Here is a 16,519-nt window from a genome sequence, read left to right on the forward strand (position 1 = left end):
TCGAGAAACCGATCGGTTTACCTTGAGGGAAACCGATCGGTTTCTCATTCTGCGGAGGCAGTCATGACCGCTCTGAAGGGCGCGAACATCCTCGTCACCGGTGGCAGCCGGGGCATCGGCAAGGCCCTGGTGGAGGAGCTCTACGCGCGCGGGGCCGGCAAGGTCTACGCCACGGCCCGCGATCCGCGCGGTGTGACGCACCCCGACGCCGTACCCGTGGCACTGGAAGTCACCGACCCGGCCTCCGTGGCGGCCGCCGCCGCACAGGCGCAGGACATCACCGTGCTGATCAACAACGCGGGCGCCTCGGTCGGCGCGTCCTTCCTCGACTCCCCGGTCGAGGACGTGCGCCGGGAGTTCGAGACCAACTTCTACGGCCCGCTCCTGCTGACCCGGGCCTTGACGCCGGTGATCGAGCGCAACGGCGGCGGACACCTCCTCAACGTGCACTCCGTGCTCTCCTGGATCGCGCTCGGCGGCTCCTACAGCGCCTCCAAGGCGGCCCTGTGGTCACAGACCAACTCCCTGCGCCTGGAACTGCGGTCGCGCGGGATCAACGTCACCGGACTGCACGTGGGCTATGTCGACACCGATCTCGCGTCCGGCGTCGACGCACCCAAGTCCGACCCCCGGGCCGTCGCCGCACTCGCCCTCGACGGCATCGAGACGGACGCGCACGAGGTCCTCGCCGACGACATCTCCCGGCAGGTCAAAGCAGGCCTCGCCGGCGACCTTGCAGCCCTGTACCCCCAGCTGGCGGCACAGGCCGCGGCGTGACCGCCCCGGGACGGCCCGCCGCGACCGTCCCGGGCGCGGTTTCACGGCGGCGGTCGTCCGGGGCGCGCACGGCCGGTCGTCAGACGCCCGACGCGGCCCGCACCGCCTTCACCCGCCCGTCGGTGAACACCCCGCTCTCCAGCAGCGGCAGGATCGACAGCACGCCCCCGGACGAGCCCCGACCGCCCTCGTCGATCACCCGGAAGTCGACCCACCAGGCCGGCGCGGGCTCCTCCAGCCCACAGGCCGCCGCCATGGCGGCCAGGACGACGGCCCTCCCCCGCAGCGTTTCGCCACGGCGTTTCGCCCGGCGCTTCCCGGAGCGTTCAGGCGACGGGGTCCAGGCGGACACAGCAGCGACCCGGGCTGGGCGCGAGACGGGCCTCGTACCCGCGCTCCCCCAGTCCGCGCAGGACACCGCACAGCAGATGCAGGTTCATGCCGCAGACCGTTTGCGTGTGGTCACGGGCCAGGGCATGGAAGGGACAGTTGCCCAGGACGATGGCGCCCTCCTCACGGTCGGGCTCGAATCCGTACCGCTCCAGGACGTCGAACAGGGCCGCGCCGTCCGGCTCTCCGAGGTGCGTGCCGAGCTCCTCGGCCTTGCGCTGCAGCGCCTGCTGCACCGGCTCACCGGTCGCGGCCGACTCCTCCACGGCCTGGGCGAGCAGTCGCCCGGCGAGCTCGTAACGCCGGTCCGGCAGGCTGACCGCGATCTGTTTCGCAGAACGCCGGTACAGCTTGGCGGGCCGGCCCGCACCCGGCCCCGCCCGCCCGCTGCGCCGTTCGTAGACCACGTCGAGGAGGGACTCGTCGGCGAGGCGGTCGAGGTGGAACGCCGCCGTCTGGCGAGCCAGACCCAGCGCGGCCGCCGCCTCGTCCCGGCCGACAGGGCCCGGCTGGCGCACCACGTGGTCGTACAGCCTTCGGCGGGTCGGCTCGTCCAGGGCGGCGATGGCGGAGACGTCGGCGTCGCGTACTTCCTTCGGGTCGCTCACGAACACCAGTGTAAAACCCACAGCCATTGACTAAAGAAAAGTTCCGAGCTTCTATAAGCAATGAGAGTTGTCTATAGAAGGAGTGGTCGTCATGTCCTCCGCCACCACAAGCACCACGCCCGCCACCGCACGGCGCGGCCTGCTCGCCGATCCGGGCTATCAGGCGTTCGTGATCCTGCGCACCGCCTTCACGGTGGCGCCGATCGTGTTCGGGCTGGACAAGTTCGCCGACCGGCTCGTGGACTGGCCCGCCTACCTCGCGCCGTGGATCGACGGCCTCGTCCCCGGGAGCGCGCAGTCGGCGATGTACGCCGTGGGCGCGATCGAGATCGTGGCAGGCATCGCCGTGGCCTTCGCCCCCCGCTTCGGAGCCTGGCTGGTCGCCGCCTGGCTCGGCGGCATCATCGTCGACCTCTTGACCATCCCCGACTACTACGACATCGCGCTGCGCGACTTCGGCCTCCTCCTCGCGGCCGTCGCCCTCGCCCGTCTCGCCGAGCGGTACCACGGCGCGCGGCGGCAGTGAACCGCAGCCGGCCGCGCCGGCTGCCTACGACGGACGGACCTTCCGGGAGCCGCCCGTCGCGGCGCGCCTCCGGCTGGCCCGGCGTCCGCCGGGGGCCGCCGGGTGGCCGCTGCGGGGCGAACGGGGGGACGCTTGAAGCAGGCGGCCCATGTTCCGTGTTCCGGTGCTCCCGTGTTCCCGGCAGCGGTGCTGGTCGCCGCGGAGGCCGCCGCCGCGCGGGCGTCCAGCGGATGGGAGAAAGCCCATGAGGGTCGCAGTGCTGACCGGCGGCGGCGACTGCCCCGGGCTGAACGCCGTGATCCGCAGCGTCGTCCGCAAGGGCGTCGACGCATACGGCTTCGACTTCGTCGGATCGCGGGACGGCTGGCGCGGCCTGCTCCAGGACGTCGTCCTGCCGCTGGACGTCGCCAGGGTGCGGGGCATCCTCCCCCGCGGCGGAACCATCCTCGGCTCCTCGCGCACCAACCCCCTCACCCACGAGGACGGGCTGCGACGCGTCCAGGACACCCTTGCCGCGCACGACGTGGACGCGCTCGTCGTGATCGGCGGCGAGGACACGCTCGGCGTGGCCGCCGAGCTGAGCCGTCAGGGAATCCCCCTGGTCGGCGTGCCCAAGACCATCGACAACGACGTCTTCGGCACCGACTACACCTTCGGCTTCGACACCGCGGTCGGCATCGCGACCGAGGCCATCGACCGACTGCACACCACCGCCGAGTCCCATATGCGCGCCCTGGTGGTGGAGGTCATGGGGCGGCACTCCGGGTGGATCGCCCTGCACGCCGGCATCGCGGGCGGCGGCAACGTGATCCTCGTCCCGGAGCGGCCCTTCGACGTCGATCAGGTCTGTGAGCAGGTGAAAAGCAGGTTCAGGATCAACTACGCGCCGATCGTCGTGGTCGCCGAAGGGGCCGCCCCGAAGGAGGGGCAGGTGATCCTCAAGGACCGGTCGCGGGACGAGTTCGGCCATGTGCGGCTGTCCGGCGTCGGGGAGTGGCTGGCTCGGGAGATCTCGGAGCGCACCGGCAAGGACGCCCGCACCACGGTGCTGGGGCACGTTCAGCGCGGCGGCACCCCGAGCGCCTTCGACCGCTGGCTGGCCACCCGTTTCGGGCTGCACGCCATCGACGCCGTCAAGGACGGCGACTTCGGCGTCATGGTCGCCGTGCAGGGCACCCGGATCGTCCGCGTCCCCCTCGCCGAGGTCACGGCGAGGACCAAGCGCGTCGACCCGTCGCTGTACGAGGAGTTCGAGGTGTTCTTCGGCTGACAGGGCCACACGTCGCAGCACCGGGCGGCGACGCCGGAGCGGTCGCACCGGTCACACACCGCCCGCCCCGTCCCCGCCCCGGTCCGCCCCGTCCCCCTTGGCCTCCTCCCCCTTCGCCCCCATCTCCTTGCGGTGCAGACCGGTCCGCACGGCGCCGGCCACCACCTTGGCGGCCACTCCGACCAGCAGGATGTTCCCCACCATCTGCACCATCGTGAGGACGCGCGCCGTCTGCGTGACGGCGGTGATGTCGCCGAAGCCGACCGTGCTGAACACGGTGAGGGTGAAGTACAGCGAGTCGGTCCTCGTGAGGGGCTCGGTGAAGCTGCCCGACGTGCTGCGCTCGAGCAGGTAGTAGGCCGCCGAGAAGAGCAGCAGGAAGAGCGGAACAGTGGTGGAGAGGGCCTCTACGGCCCGCAGCCGGGGGGAAGGCGAACGGGCGATCGTGTTGATCTGCCACGCGAAGAGCGCCAGCATGCCCATCAGCCCCACGACGACGCCGACGGCCGAGCCACCCGAGAACTCCGCGTCCATGGGCAGCAGGTAGTACCCCACGACGAGTCCGGTCGCGGTCGTGACCGTCCGCAGACCCGCGCGCACCGCCTGGCGGCGCACCGACCCGGACCCCCGCGCGGCGAGGCCCGCCGGACGGCTGTCGGGGGAAGGATCCGGTCGGGTCATGTCCTGGTCCTCGGCTCGAAGGACCGTCCGGCGCACAGCCGGGCGTCTCCCACGTCTGCCCGCCGGAACCCGTCGTCGGTGACGTCGGGTGACGTCGTCGCGGCAGGGGTCAAGTGGACCTCTCCCGGCCTGCGGCGGCATCGCCCGCAGAGGGTGATCCGCGTGTCCGGCGGGCCGACGCGGTCCGCCGACTTCACCCGCGGCGGGTGATCACCTGCCGCCCGGACGCCCGCAGGCTCGGAGATGCAGCGCTCGGCGTTGCGTCTCACCGAGGAAGCGAGGAATCCACCATGAGCACGACCACGTCTCATCACCGCTCGGCATCGGCCCATGCGGGGGCCGGCGGGCTGGTGACGTTCGCCGCCGTCATGCTGTTCATCGCCGGTGTCCTCGATCTCTTCCGGGGCATCATGGCCATCGCCGACGACGACGTGTTCGTCTCCACCCCGAACTACGTCTTCAAGTTCGACCTGACGAGCTGGGGCTGGATCCAGCTGGTCCTCGGAGTCATCGCCATGGCCGTGAGCGTCGGCCTCTTCTCGCGGTCCACGTGGGCACGGGTCGTCGCGGTCGGCATCGCGGGGCTGCTGCTCATCGCGAACTTCCTGTCGATCCCGTACTACCCCGTCTGGTCGCTCACCCTGATCGCGCTGTACGCCTTCGTGATCTGGGCCCTGTGCGTCGTGCGGCGGGAGGACTGAGGAAGGGGCACGGGTCACAGGCGCAGGACCACCAGCGCGGTGTCGTCGGTGGCGCCGGTGGAGGGCAGCAGGTCGGCCAGGAGGGCATCGGCCAGCGCCTCGGGGTCGGACCGCCCGTGGCGGACGACGGAGTCGGCCAGCCGGGCCAGGCCGACGTCGATGTCCTCATGGCGACGCTCGATCAGGCCGTCGGTGTACAGGACCAGGGTGGCGCCCTCGGCGAAGGCCGTACTGGCCTCGGGCCGCGGGACGTGCTCGGGACGCGCGCCGAGCGGCGGGTCGGTCGCCTGGTCGAGAAAGGTCACGGCGCCGCCCGGGTCGAGCAGGACGGGCGGCGGGTGGCCGGCGCTGCTGTACGTGAGGGTGTGGGTGGCCCAGTCGATGAAGGTCTTCACCACGGTGCTCGACTCGGCGCCGTCGACATGACGGGCGTACAGGCCGAGGGCCTCCAGGGCCCGGGCCGGACCGTCGGCGACCCGGGCGGCCGCGCTGAGCGCGCTGCGCAGCTGTCCCATGACGCCCGCCGCCTGCAGACCGTGGCCGACGACGTCGCCGACGGCGACCGCGATGCGGTCACCGGGCAGGTCGACCAGGTCGTACCAGTCGCCGCACACGTTGAGGGTGCCGACGGCGGGCCGGTAGCGGACGGCTGCCCTGTGGTGCCCGACCGGCGTCGGGGCGGGCAGCATCGCCGCCTGCAGGGCCAGGGCGACCTCGCGATCGTGCGCGTGGGCGCGGCGCAGACGTTCGTTCACGTCCTGCAGCTCACGGGCGCGGGTGTACAGCTCGGCCTCGAGCACACGGGCCCGGCCGCTGTCGCTGCCGGCGCCTCCGCGGGCCCGGATGAGCTCGGTGACCTCCTCCACCCGGTGCACGATCAGCACCACGTCCCCGTCCGGGCCGAGGACGGGGGCGTTCACCGGGCTCCAGAAGTGCTCCACCCAGTGGCCCGGCCGCGCGCGGTCCTCGATGTCGTAGCGCAGCAACGCCATGGTGTCGCGCTCCGCGGTGGCCACCACCCGCATCATCGACGCCTGGGTCTCCCGCATGCCGGCCGCCGCCGCGTCGTTGGGGTTCTCGGGGAAGACGTCGAACATGTAGCGGCCCAGCAGCTGCTCGCGGGTGCGGCCGGCCAGCCGGAGGAAGTCCTCGTTGGCGTCGGCGTACACGAGGTCGGGGGTGAGCAGGGCCACCATGCCGGGCAGGGCCCGGAACACTGCCGCGTAGTCGATCCGCGGTTCCCTCATGTGCTGCCCGCCTCGGTGCCGCCCGTCGCTGTGCTGCTCACGATAGGAGGGAAAGCGCCACCGGGCCCGGGCACTGCCCCTTCCGGCCCATGGCCGTCACCTGCGCGGCCTCACCGCGACGACCGCGTCAGGGACCGATGTCCCACCGGTCCGGGACCTTCGGCCCAGGACGGACGGACGTCCGTGGACGACAGTGAAAGCGGCACATCGGGAAACCCGGTCGTCAGACCCGCTTCCCGAGGGAGTCGGCACCGCCCCACGCGGAGGGAGGCAGGTCCGATGTCCGTGAGCGCACTCGAGACGTCGACCGTGGCAGCGCTGGTCGAGGCGGCCGCGGCGGCCCCGTCCATGCACAACGCCCAGCCCTGGAGATTCCGGTTCCTGCGCGCGGACAATGCGTTCGAGGTGCACGCGGATCTCGAGCGGGCCATGCCGCAGGCCGACCCCACCACGCGCGGTCTGCACCTGGGGTGCGCCGCCGCCCTGTTCAACCTGCGCACCGCCGTCGCCCACGCGGGCTGGTCGACGTCCACCGAGCTGCTGCCCGATCCCGCGGACCCGCGCCTGCTCGCCGTGGTGCGGCTCACCGGCCCGGCGCTCGCGGCGCCGGGCGCCGCGGAGGATCTCGCCCCGCTGCATCCGGCGATCCGCCGTCGGCACACCAGCCGTCAGCCCTTCACGGACGAGGCGATACCGCAGGCCGTCAAGGACGCCCTGAGCGCCGCCGCGCTCCTGGAGGGAGTGCGGCTGCTCTTCCCCGACGCCTGGCATGTGCACACGCTGCTGGACCTGGTGCGCGACGCCGAAGGGCGCGACGCGACGGACCCCGCCGCGTCCGAGGAGCTGAGGCGCTGGACCCGAGTGGGTCGGGAGGCGGTGGAAGCGGCGACCGACGGGGTGCCGGACTACGCGTTCGGCCCGCGCAGGCTGTACGGGAGCGCGCCCGTGCGTGACTTCGCCGGCAGAGGCGTGGTTCCCGGCCGTGCGCGGGCCGCGTTCGAGGACGCGCCCCAGCTCGCCGTCCTGGGCACCGCGCACGACGGGCCCCGGGACTGGCTCCGGGCGGGCCAGGCGATGGAACGCGTCCTGCTCCGGGCCACCCTGGACGGGCTCGCCACGTCCCTCACCTCGCAGGCCCTCGAATGGCCCGAACTGCGATGGACCGTGCGCGATCCGCGGTCGGCGATGGGATTCGTCCAGATGGTGCTCCGGCTCGGATACGGCCCCGCGGGCCCCGGTACGCCGCGCCGTCCCGTGGCCGACGTCCTCGAGATCGTCTGACGGAGGTGAAGGACACCCTCGGGGCGCTCCCTGCAAGCGGCTGGAGGCCGACTCATGGACGCACAGGATTCGCCGGACGCATCCGGTCCGCCGTCGGGGCACGGCGGCGACGCCCCCAAGGGCGCGAACCCGCTGAGACGCACGTCCGACCGGTTCGAGCACTGGTTCCGGCGCGTCCTGGTGGTCGTCCTCTTCGTCGGGCTGCCGACGGCCTCGGTCGCCGCGGGTCTGACGTCGTACGAGGCGTCGATGCGCACCGTACGGGTCCAGTCGGCGGAACGGCATCAGGTCACCGCCCGGCTGACGTCGGCCGTCAACGGCGGCGACTGGGCGAAGCGGCCGGCGCAGGTCCGCTGGACCGACGCCGACGGCGCCGCACGCACCGGATCGGCCCTGGTGAGGACTGGTACGCCCGCGGGCGCCGCCGTGCGTGTATGGGTCGACCGGAACGGAACGGTCACCACCGCGCCGACGACCACGCTGAACGCGGCCACCGGCGGGTGGCTGATCGGCGGGATGACGGCGTTCGGCGTGGCCGTCGGGATCCACGCGGCCCATGCGGGGGTGCGCCGGCTCCTGGACCGCAGAAGGTATGCGCAGTGGGACGCCGAGTGGGACCTGGTCGAACCCCGTTGGTCCGCACGGTTCCGGCGATGACGACGCCGATGACGACACGCGCCGCCGTCGGCGGCGCCGCGCCGCGCCGGTCAGGACGTCAGCCGGGCGCGCCCTACGGCTTCCGCAGCGGCGCCCGCCAGGTCAGGGTGGTTCCGCCGCCCTGCGGACTGCCGAGCTCCAGCCGGCCGCCCAGTTGCCCGGCCCGCTCCGCCATGTTGCGCAGTCCGCTGCGGCGGCCGTCTGCGGGCATGCCCACGCCGTCGTCGGCGACCGTCAGCCGTACCTCCCGGCCGTCCGTGGCCAGGACCACGTCGGCACGGCTCGCGCGGGCGTGTCGGGCGACGTTGGTCAGGGCTTCGGAGAGCACGGCCACCACGTGGTCGGCGGTCTCCCGCGGAACGTCGGTGTCCAGCAGCCCCTCCATCCGCACACCCGGGGCGAAGCCCAGGACCGGCGCCGCCTCCCCCACGACCCGTACGGCGCGGGCCCGCAGACCTGTCTCCCCGGCGCCGTCACGGGTGCGCAGCCCGAAGATCGTCGATCTGATGATCTTGATGGTCTGGTCGAGGTCGTCCACCGCGCGCGTCACGCGTTCGAAGGCGCCTTCGTGCTCGATGAGGCGGCCCGCGCTCTGAAGGGTCATGCCGGTCGCGAACAGCCGCTGGATCGCCAGGTCGTGCAGGTCGCGGGCGATGCGGTCGCGGTCCTCCAGCACGGCGATCTGCTCGGCGTCCGCACGGCGTTCGGCCAGCTCCATGGCGATGGCGGCCTGTGCGGCGAACGCCTGCAGCGTCTCGGTCTCCGCGGCCGAGAACGGCGGCCCGCCGGCCTCCCGCGCCAGCAGCACCACACCCCGTGCGCCCGTCTCGCCCGTGCCGATGGGCACGGCCACGGCGGGACCGAGCCCCTCGAACCGGGGCGGCTCGAGGGAGATGCGTTCGTCGTTGCCGACGTCGGCGCTGGTGACCGGGGCCGCGCCGGCGAAGGCCAGTCCCATCAGGCTCCTGTCCATGGGCAGCACGAGGCCCCGGTGCGCCTCGGCGTCCGTGCCGACGGCGACCTCCACGGCGAGCGCACCGGTGTCCTCCATCGGCGACGCGACCGCGGCCAGAGCCGACCGGGTGAGCTCGCCGGCCCGCTCGGCGATCAGCCCGAGGACGTCGGTGCGCGCACCGCCGGACATGAGGCTGTGGGTGATCTCCGCGTTCGCTCGCAGCCAGCGCTCGCGCTGCCGGGACTCGGCGTACAGGCGGGCGTTGTCGATCGCCACCCCGGCCGCCACGGCCAGGGTGAGCGTGACCGAGACGTCGTCCTCGTCGAAAAGCGCGCCGCCCCGCTTCTCGGTCAGGTACAGGTTTCCGAAGACCTGATCGCGCACCCGGATCGGGACGCCGAGGAAGGTGTTCATCGGCGGGTGGTGGGCCGGGAAGCCGTACGAGGCGGGGTGATCGGAGATCTTCGCCAGGCGCAGCGGCTCCGGGCGCCTGATCAGCTCGCCCAGGATGCCGTGGCCCTGCGGGTACGGCCCGATCTCGGCGATCTGCTCCACGCTGACCCCGACCGTGTGGAACGCCGACAGCCGCTTTCCGTCCGGACCGATCACGCCGAGCGCCGCGTATTCGGCGTCCACGAGCACCGCGGCCGCCTCGACGATGCTGCGCAGGGCCTGTTCGAGGTCCAGCTCGCGGCCGACGGCCAGTACGGCCTCCAGCAGGCTGTGCACGCGGTCGCGGGTGCCGCGGGCAGCGTCCAGCCGCGCCTGCAACTCTTCCAGCAGCTCGTCCAGTCGCAGCTGAGGCAGCCGTACGCGGGCCTCCTCCGGGCTTCCCACGCGTGCTCCTCCACTCCCCTCGACGCTCGGACGCACACGGGTCCGATCATGTGTCACGTTAGTGCGCCGCCGCAGCGCGCGGTAGCGGACCGGTGCGCCGCCCGGCGCGACCTACCCTGGTCCCGCGTGGATCACGCGGGAAGACGGCGGAGGGCAGCAGATGTCGAAGGGGTCGGCCGGAGGCCTTGCGGGGTGGCGTCGTCTGGTGCCCGGTCCGGCCGCGCTCCTCGGCTACCGGCGAGCGTGGCTGACGGGCGATCTGCTCGCCGGGGTGACGGTGGCCGCGTATCTGGTGCCGCAGGTCATGGCCTACGCGGGCGTGGCCGGGCTGCCTCCGGTGGCGGGTCTGTGGGCGATCCTGCCGGCGCTCGCGCTGTACGCGCTCTTCGGAACCTCACGGCTGCTGTCGGTCGGTCCGGAGTCCACGACGGCCCTGATGACGGCGGCCGTGATCGGGCCCCTCGCCGCGGGCGACGCCGCGCGTTACGCCTCCCTGGCAGCGGCCCTCGCGGTCACGGTCGGGCTGCTCTGCCTGGTGGCCCGGGCGGTGCGGCTGGGCTTCCTCGCGGACCTGCTGTCCCGCCCGGTCCTGATCGGGTACCTGGCGGGCGTGGCGCTGATCATGACGGTCGATCAGCTGCCCAAGCTGACCGGGGTGCGGACGAGCGGCGCCGAGTTCTTCCCCCAGCTGTGGTCCTTCTTCGTCCACCTGTCCGACGCCGACCCGGCGACCGTCGTCTTCTCCGCCGTCGTCCTCACGTTCCTCTTCCTGACGGCCCGGTTCGCGCCCGCCGTGCCCGGCCCGCTCGTCGCCTTCGTCCTCGGCACGGCCGCCGTCGTGCTTCTCGACCTCGACGGACGGTACGGGCTGAAGGTGATCGGCGAGGTGCCGTCCGGTCTGCCGGGCCTCGCCGTCCCGGACCTGAGCGAGCTGCCGCATCTCGTCCTGCCCGCGCTCGGCGTGCTTCTGGTCGCCTACACCGACTTCATCCTCACCGCGCGGGCCTTCGCCGACCGCGACGCCGACACCCCCGGGCTCGATGCCGACCAGGAGTTCCTCGCCCTCGGCGCGGCGAACCTGGGCGCGGGGATGCTGCACGGGTTCCCGGTGAGCAGCAGCGCCAGCCGCACCGCGCTCGCCTCCACGGGGGGCGCTCGCAGCCAGGTGTACTCGCTGGCGGCCGGAGCGGTGGTGCTCGCCGTGCTGCTCTTCCTCAGTCCGCTGCTGACGCGCACGCCCTCCGCCGTGCTGGGCGCGCTCGTCGTCTACGCGGCAGTCCGCATGATCGACCTCGCGGGCTTCCGCCGGCTGGCGTCCTTCCGCCGCAGGGAGCTGCTGCTGGCGCTCGGGTGCCTCGCCGGGGTCCTCGCGCTGGACATCCTGTACGGGGTGATCGTGGCCGTGGGCCTGTCGGTGGCCGAACTGCTGACCCGGGTGGCGCGCCCGCACGACGCCGTCGAGGGTGTGGTCCCCGGGGTGGCCGGCATGCACGACGTCGACGACTACCCGCAGGCCCGCACCATCCCCGGCCTCCTGGTCTACCGCTACGACTCGCCCTTGTTCTTCGCCAACGCGGAGGACTTCCGGCGTCGCGCGCTGGCCGCCGTCGACGAGCAGAGCGCCCCGGTCCGCTGGTTCGTCCTCAACACCGAGGCCAATGTCGAGGTCGACATCACCGCCCTCGACGCGGTGGAGGATCTGCGACGCGAACTGGTCCACCGCGGCATCGTCTTCGCCCTCGCCCGGGTGAAGCAGGACCTGTTGGACGACCTCGAGAAGTACGGCCTCGCGCAGTCGGTCGGCGCGGATCTCGTCTTCCCGACCCTGCCGACGGCGGTGGCCGCCTACCGCGCATGGCTCGACCGTCCGTAGGCGGCCGCGCCCCGCTCCCCGAACCGCTCCCGGATCACGCACGCTGTCGCCCCTCGGGACGCCGAAGCGGGCCTTTGTGCGCCGAAGGGCCCGATCAGTGGACCACCCGGCCCATGGTCCTCGTCGTCGGCGCGGAGCACGCTGTCCTCGCAAGCCCCGAAGCACCGCAAGGGAGGCCCGTCATGCCCGCCACCGCCACCCCCGACATCGTGCGCTCGCTGTCCGCCGAACACCGCGAACGACTCATGCGCTTCGCACGCGAGGTCTGCGTCCCCCAGGGAACGCGTCTGTTCGAGGAGGGCGAGCGCGCCGACCGCTTCTGGATCATCCGCACCGGCAGGGTCGATCTCGACATGCACGTGCCGGGCCGTCGGGCCGCCGTCATCGAGAGCCTCGGCCACAACGAACTGGTCGGCTGGTCCTGGCTGTTCCGGCCGCACGCCTGGCAGCTGGGCGCCGAGGCGATGACGCCGGTGCGGGCCTACGAGTTCGACGCCACCGCCGTCCGGTCGATGTGCCGGGACGACCCGGCGCTGGGGCAGGAGGTCGGCCAGTGGGTGGGCCAGGTCCTCGCCCACCGTCTGCGGTCGGCCCGGACCCGCCTCCTCGACCTGTACGCCCCTTACGGCGCCGGCAGTCTCATCTGAGCCTCGCCGGTCCCGGCGCCGGTGCGGGAGTAGGGCCGGTCGGCCCTGGTGCATCCGGCCCGGGCGCGTGAGGATCGTAGTCAGGAGCCGGTCGCAGCCCGTCCTTTGCCGGGAAACGAGGGATCACCATGCCAGAGCCGCGCACGTTCAGCGAGCAGGACCCGATCCGGGTGTTTCTGCTGGACGACCACGAGGTCGTCCGCCGCGGTCTGGCCGACCTCCTCGAGGCCGAGCCCGACATCTCGGTGATCGGCGACGCGGGCACCGTCGACCACGCGCTCGCCCGCGGCCCAGCGCTGCGCCCCGACGTCGCCGTCCTGGACGTGCGGCTGCCGGACGGCGACGGGATCTCGGTCTGCCGGGAGCTGCGCAGCCGGATGCCGCACCTGGCCTGTCTGATGCTGACCTCGTTCGACGACGAGGAGGCCCTGCTCGACGCGATCATGGCCGGTGCGTCGGGTTACGTCCTGAAGCAGATCAGGGGATCCGACCTGGTGTCGGCGGTGCGCACGGTGGCCTCGGGCCAGTCGATGCTGGACCCCGCGACCACGGCCCGTCTGATGCGCTCGCTGCGGGCCGACCCGGCGGACGCCCCCGCCGTGCCGTCCGAGCTGGCGAGCCTGTCACCGCGTGAGCGGGACATCCTGGCCCTGATCGGCGAGGGGCTGACCAATCGCGAGATCGGCACGAGGCTCTACCTCTCCGAGAAGACCGTGAAGAACCACATCTCCCGTCTGCTGGCCAAGCTGGGCGTGCAGCGCCGGGTGCAGGCCGCGGTCCTCGCCTCCCACCTGGAGCAGCCGGACGCGGGGGAACGCCGGGCGAGGTGACGTGCGCGAATGGCCCCCGCCACCGCTGCCCGACTCCAGGTCAGACGCATCACCGCCCGCATCCTCGCCGGCGCCCCGCTGCTGGCCGGCGACAACGTGGCCACGATGAGCACGGAGACCCGCGACGTCCTCACCGACCCCGAGGCCCTCTCCGTCGACCAGGACCCGCGCGGGGACTGCACGGGCGGCGCCAACCAGAAGTGGACGCTCAACTGAGTCTCCACTGACTCCCCGCCGAGCACCCGCTGAACATCCGTCGCCACGGCTCGACCGGACCGGCGAGTGCGCGACTGCGCCCTCGCCGGTCACGCGAGCGCACCGCGCTACTTGCTGACGGCGAAACGCATCAGGGCGTGTTCGTCGCCCTGCTTGACCTTTCCCGTCACGTTGATCACCTCGAGCTTCCAACTGCCGCCGACCCGCACGGCCTTCGCCACGGCGCAGCCGTTGTCCTGGGTGAGCAGGCTCGGCCAGATGTCGGCGACCTGCTGGGAGTTGCCGCCGGTCGCGTCATAGACCTTGAAGCTGATGTTGCGCGCCTTCTGGAAGGAGCTGCCCTTCTTGTAGGCCGCGGCGACGAACACGATCGACGTGATGTTGGCCGGTATCCGGGCGAACTCGACGGTCACCGTCTCGTCGTCCCCGTCCCCGTGCCCGGTCTGGTTGTCACCGCTGTGCACCAGCGAGCCGTTGCCCATCGGGTCGAGCGAGTCGAGCCCCGCGAGGCGCACCGGATCCCCGCCCTGCATGGCGACGGCGATCAGGTCGAGGTCGGTGCCGGTCTTGCGGCGCAGCTTGCCCAGCACCCCGCCGCTGCTGCCGGCGGTCGGGTCCCAGGAGACTCCGATGGACAGGCGAGTGACGCCGTCCAGGTCGGCCGGGCCGTCTTCCTTGGTAAGGGTGATCATCCGTTGCTCATCCTTTTGCGCGAAGTGACTACTTACACGCAGAGTCTGCCTGGTGCCTCCGCGGTTCCCGCATCGCGGTCGGACACGAGAGCATCCGTCGTCCCGGCCCGCGGGCGGCAGCGTCCGCAGGGCGGTATCTCGCCGAATGAGCTAATTCGCCGTCTTGCTGCGCTTCGGAGTCCGAAAATCCTATGCTGACCCCGAAGGTGGCAACGACCTGGGGAGATGCCTGATGAGCGCAGCAGGCAAGGGCACGTCGGCGTGGAAGTCCGGAGCCAGGCGGCTGTTGAGCCGCACGGGGTTCGACATCGTGCGCAGCAGCGACAACCTGGGGGGCGTCGACGACTTCATCCCCTTCGAGGCGACGATGCGGGCTGCACGGGCGTCCGGTCTGTCGGTCGGCGACCACATCGACGCGGTGATGAACGGGACGCCCGGGGCGACCCAGTCCACCGTCGACGAACTGCGCGCTCTCGGCGTCTTCGCCGCCGGCCCGAAGACGGTGCTGGAGATCGGCCCCGGCTCCGGACGGTACCTGGAGAAGACGCTCAAGGAGTGTGCGCCGGACCGCTACGAGATCTACGAGACGGCGGCGCCCTGGGCCGAGTACCTGGTGAACACGTTCGGGGTGATCGCCCGGCCGACCGAGGGGTCCAGTCTCGCGCCGACTCCCGACGGCAGCGTCGACCTCGTTCAGGCGCACAAGGTCTTCAACACCGTGACGTTCCTCTGCGCCGTCCGCTACTTCTTCGAGATGGCACGTGTCACACGGCCCGGCGGCCGGATCGTCTTCGACGTCATGACCGAGACCTGTCTGGACCCGGCCACGGTGCGCACCTGGGCGACGGAAGGGGGGACGGGGCACGGCTCATTTCCGGCCGCCCTGCCCCGCACCATGTGCGTGGACCTCTTCGCGTCGCTCGGCTGCAGCCTGGAGGCGAGCTTCACGGCGCCCCTGGGCGTCGCCTCCACGGAGGTGCTCGTCTTCCGCAAAGCGGACTGACCCTTCCCGTTCGGTGCGGCGGCAGAGGGCGGCGATACGTCCAGTCACCAACCCGAGTGATCAAGTACGAGACGCCGTTCGAGACCGCAGGTTAAAGATCAAGTTAGAGCCAGCCGTTGCGTTTGAAGCCACGGTGGATGACGACACAGGCGGCGGCCATGACGGCGAGGGCGAGCGGGTAGCCGAAGCGCCAGCGCAGTTCGGGCATGTGGTCGAAGTTCATGCCGTACACGCCGCACACCATGGTGGGCACCGCGATGATCGCGGCCCAGGCGGTGATCTTGCGCATGTCCTCGTTCTGGGCGACGGTGACCTGCGCCAGATGGGCCTGCAGGATGGAGTCGAGCAGGGCGTCGAAGGCGGCGATCTGCTCGGTGACGCGCAGCAGATGGCCGGCGACGTTGCGGAAGTACGTCTGTATCTCCGGGTCGACGCAGCTCCTCGGCTCGGTGGCGAGCCGGTCGAGGGGGCGGGTGAGCGGGACGACGGCGCGCTTGAACTCGAGGAGTTCGCGTTTGAGCTGGTAGATCCGGCCGGCGTCGGCGGTTCGCGGGCTGAGCGGGGAGAACACGTCGGTCTCGGCCTGCTCGATGTCGCCCTGCACCGCGTCCGCGACGGTGACGTAGTCGTCGACGACGTGGTCGGCGATGGCGTGCAGGATCGCGGAGGGGCCCTTCGCCAGTTGCTGTGGATCCGCCTCGAGGTCCTCCCGCAGGGGTCCGAGGGAGCCGTGCCGACCGTGGCGCACGGTGACGACGAAGTCGGGGCCGGTGAAGACCATGATCGACCCGGTGTCGACGACCTCGCTGGTCGCGGTCAGTTCGGTGTGCTCGACATAGGTCACGGTGTTGAACACGGCGAACAGGACGTCGCCGTACTGTTCGACCTTGGGGCGCTGGCGGGCGTGCACGGCGTCCTCGGCGGCCAGCGGATGCAGACCGAAGAGCTCGGCGGCCCCGGCGAACTCCTCCGCGCTCGGCTCGTGCAGTCCCAGCCAGACGAACGCGCCCCGGTGCTTGCGGGCGTACCGCACGGCCTCCTCCACGGAGTCGGTTGCCGGTCGGCGGACTCCGTCGCGGTAGACGACGCAGTTGACGACCGTCGAGCCGAGCGGCGAGCGGGCCGGATGGCTGAGGTCCACGCGCCGTCGGCTGCGCCGCGCCAGATTCGCGACTTTGCGCAGGTGGCCGACCATGGACATGCGGGACCTCTTTCACCGGGGTCCGGCCAGTGTGCCAAACACCCATGAGCCGGACGTGAACCGGACCCGCCGCGACGCCCGGGTCCCGACAGGGCGCGCGCGGGATCCGGCGGCCTGCCCGGCGCGC

The 16,519-nt window shown here is 72.0% G+C and carries 18 protein-coding genes; 11 read left to right on the plus strand and 7 right to left on the minus strand.

The window, feature by feature from the left end; translation table 11 throughout:
• Positions 1 to 63: 63 nt before the first annotated feature.
• A complete protein-coding gene (locus ABT300_RS31830; protein ID WP_351683031.1) occupies positions 64 to 777 on the plus strand; it encodes an SDR family oxidoreductase in 714 nt (237 codons plus the stop codon).
• A gap of 79 nt (positions 778 to 856) precedes the next feature.
• Here the strand turns inward: ABT300_RS31830 and ABT300_RS31835 are convergent, their stop codons facing one another.
• Entirely contained in the window at positions 857 to 1,033 is a 177-nt protein-coding gene (locus ABT300_RS31835; RefSeq protein ID WP_351683034.1) for a hypothetical protein, read from the minus strand.
• A 70-nt stretch (positions 1,034 to 1,103) separates the two neighbouring features.
• Positions 1,104 to 1,781, minus strand: coding sequence for a helix-turn-helix transcriptional regulator (locus tag ABT300_RS31840; protein ID WP_452990066.1), 678 nt, complete (start codon positions 1,779 to 1,781; stop codon positions 1,104 to 1,106).
• An 85-nt stretch (positions 1,782 to 1,866) separates the two neighbouring features.
• Between ABT300_RS31840 and ABT300_RS31845 the strand changes: the two genes are divergently transcribed.
• Positions 1,867 to 2,301: a hypothetical protein gene (locus tag ABT300_RS31845; protein WP_351683039.1), complete on the plus strand. Its 435-nt coding sequence runs from the start codon at positions 1,867 to 1,869 to the stop codon at positions 2,299 to 2,301.
• 244 nt (positions 2,302 to 2,545) lie between these two features.
• Positions 2,546 to 3,571, plus strand: a complete 1,026-nt coding sequence (locus tag ABT300_RS31850) for a 6-phosphofructokinase (RefSeq protein ID WP_351683042.1) — start codon at positions 2,546 to 2,548, stop codon at positions 3,569 to 3,571.
• A gap of 51 nt (positions 3,572 to 3,622) precedes the next feature.
• On the opposite strand, the gene ABT300_RS31855 is transcribed toward ABT300_RS31850, so the two are convergent.
• Complete coding sequence (locus ABT300_RS31855; protein ID WP_351683045.1) at positions 3,623 to 4,252, minus strand: potassium channel family protein; 630 nt, start codon at positions 4,250 to 4,252, stop codon at positions 3,623 to 3,625.
• A gap of 290 nt (positions 4,253 to 4,542) precedes the next feature.
• Here ABT300_RS31855 and ABT300_RS31860 point away from each other — a divergent pair, with 290 nt between their 5' ends.
• The gene (locus tag ABT300_RS31860; RefSeq protein ID WP_351683047.1) at positions 4,543 to 4,953 is read left to right on the plus strand and encodes a DUF7144 family membrane protein; all 411 of its coding nucleotides are present in this window, start codon (positions 4,543 to 4,545) and stop codon (positions 4,951 to 4,953) included.
• Positions 4,954 to 4,967: 14 nt separating this feature from the next.
• On the opposite strand, the gene ABT300_RS31865 is transcribed toward ABT300_RS31860, so the two are convergent.
• Positions 4,968 to 6,200 carry a PP2C family protein-serine/threonine phosphatase gene (locus ABT300_RS31865; protein WP_351683049.1) on the minus strand — a complete coding sequence of 411 codons (1,233 nt, stop codon included), beginning with the start codon at positions 6,198 to 6,200 and terminating at the stop codon, positions 4,968 to 4,970.
• A 279-nt stretch (positions 6,201 to 6,479) separates the two neighbouring features.
• Here ABT300_RS31865 and ABT300_RS31870 point away from each other — a divergent pair, with 279 nt between their 5' ends.
• Together ABT300_RS31870 and ABT300_RS31875 are read left to right on the plus strand one after the other, a co-directional pair.
• Positions 6,480 to 7,481, plus strand: a complete 1,002-nt coding sequence (locus ABT300_RS31870; RefSeq protein ID WP_351683051.1) for an Acg family FMN-binding oxidoreductase — start codon at positions 6,480 to 6,482, stop codon at positions 7,479 to 7,481.
• Between the two features lie 54 nt (positions 7,482 to 7,535).
• Entirely contained in the window at positions 7,536 to 8,138 is a 603-nt protein-coding gene (locus ABT300_RS31875) for an Rv1733c family protein (RefSeq protein WP_351683053.1), read from the plus strand.
• Between the two features lie 73 nt (positions 8,139 to 8,211).
• Here the strand turns inward: ABT300_RS31875 and ABT300_RS31880 are convergent, their stop codons facing one another.
• A complete protein-coding gene (locus ABT300_RS31880; RefSeq protein ID WP_351683055.1) occupies positions 8,212 to 9,930 on the minus strand; it encodes a GAF domain-containing sensor histidine kinase in 1,719 nt (572 codons plus the stop codon).
• A 160-nt stretch (positions 9,931 to 10,090) separates the two neighbouring features.
• Here ABT300_RS31880 and ABT300_RS31885 point away from each other — a divergent pair, with 160 nt between their 5' ends.
• The 4 genes from ABT300_RS31885 (at position 10,091) to ABT300_RS31900 (ending at position 13,496) form a co-directional block, all read left to right on the plus strand.
• Entirely contained in the window at positions 10,091 to 11,803 is a 1,713-nt protein-coding gene (locus ABT300_RS31885; RefSeq protein ID WP_351683058.1) for a SulP family inorganic anion transporter, read from the plus strand.
• 182 nt (positions 11,804 to 11,985) lie between these two features.
• Positions 11,986 to 12,450 (plus strand): Crp/Fnr family transcriptional regulator, encoded by a 465-nt coding sequence (locus ABT300_RS31890; protein WP_351683061.1) that lies wholly within the window; start codon positions 11,986 to 11,988, stop codon positions 12,448 to 12,450.
• A gap of 128 nt (positions 12,451 to 12,578) precedes the next feature.
• Complete coding sequence (locus ABT300_RS31895) at positions 12,579 to 13,280, plus strand: response regulator (RefSeq protein WP_351683064.1); 702 nt, start codon at positions 12,579 to 12,581, stop codon at positions 13,278 to 13,280.
• A gap of 9 nt (positions 13,281 to 13,289) precedes the next feature.
• On the plus strand, positions 13,290 to 13,496 hold the full coding sequence (locus ABT300_RS31900) for a hypothetical protein (protein WP_351683067.1): 207 nt from the start codon (positions 13,290 to 13,292) through the stop codon (positions 13,494 to 13,496).
• 107 nt (positions 13,497 to 13,603) lie between these two features.
• On the opposite strand, the gene ABT300_RS31905 is transcribed toward ABT300_RS31900, so the two are convergent.
• A complete protein-coding gene (locus ABT300_RS31905; protein WP_351683069.1) occupies positions 13,604 to 14,188 on the minus strand; it encodes a TerD family protein in 585 nt (194 codons plus the stop codon).
• A 232-nt stretch (positions 14,189 to 14,420) separates the two neighbouring features.
• Here ABT300_RS31905 and ABT300_RS31910 point away from each other — a divergent pair, with 232 nt between their 5' ends.
• Complete coding sequence (locus ABT300_RS31910; RefSeq protein WP_351683072.1) at positions 14,421 to 15,191, plus strand: methyltransferase domain-containing protein; 771 nt, start codon at positions 14,421 to 14,423, stop codon at positions 15,189 to 15,191.
• 103 nt (positions 15,192 to 15,294) lie between these two features.
• On the opposite strand, the gene ABT300_RS31915 is transcribed toward ABT300_RS31910, so the two are convergent.
• A complete protein-coding gene (locus ABT300_RS31915) occupies positions 15,295 to 16,392 on the minus strand; it encodes a magnesium and cobalt transport protein CorA (RefSeq protein ID WP_351683074.1) in 1,098 nt (365 codons plus the stop codon).
• Between the last annotated feature and the right edge of the window lie 127 nt (positions 16,393 to 16,519).

Origin of the sequence: Streptomyces sp. NPDC001027, from assembly GCF_040299045.1 — a bacterium.
Taxonomy (GTDB): domain Bacteria; phylum Actinomycetota; class Actinomycetes; order Streptomycetales; family Streptomycetaceae; genus Streptomyces.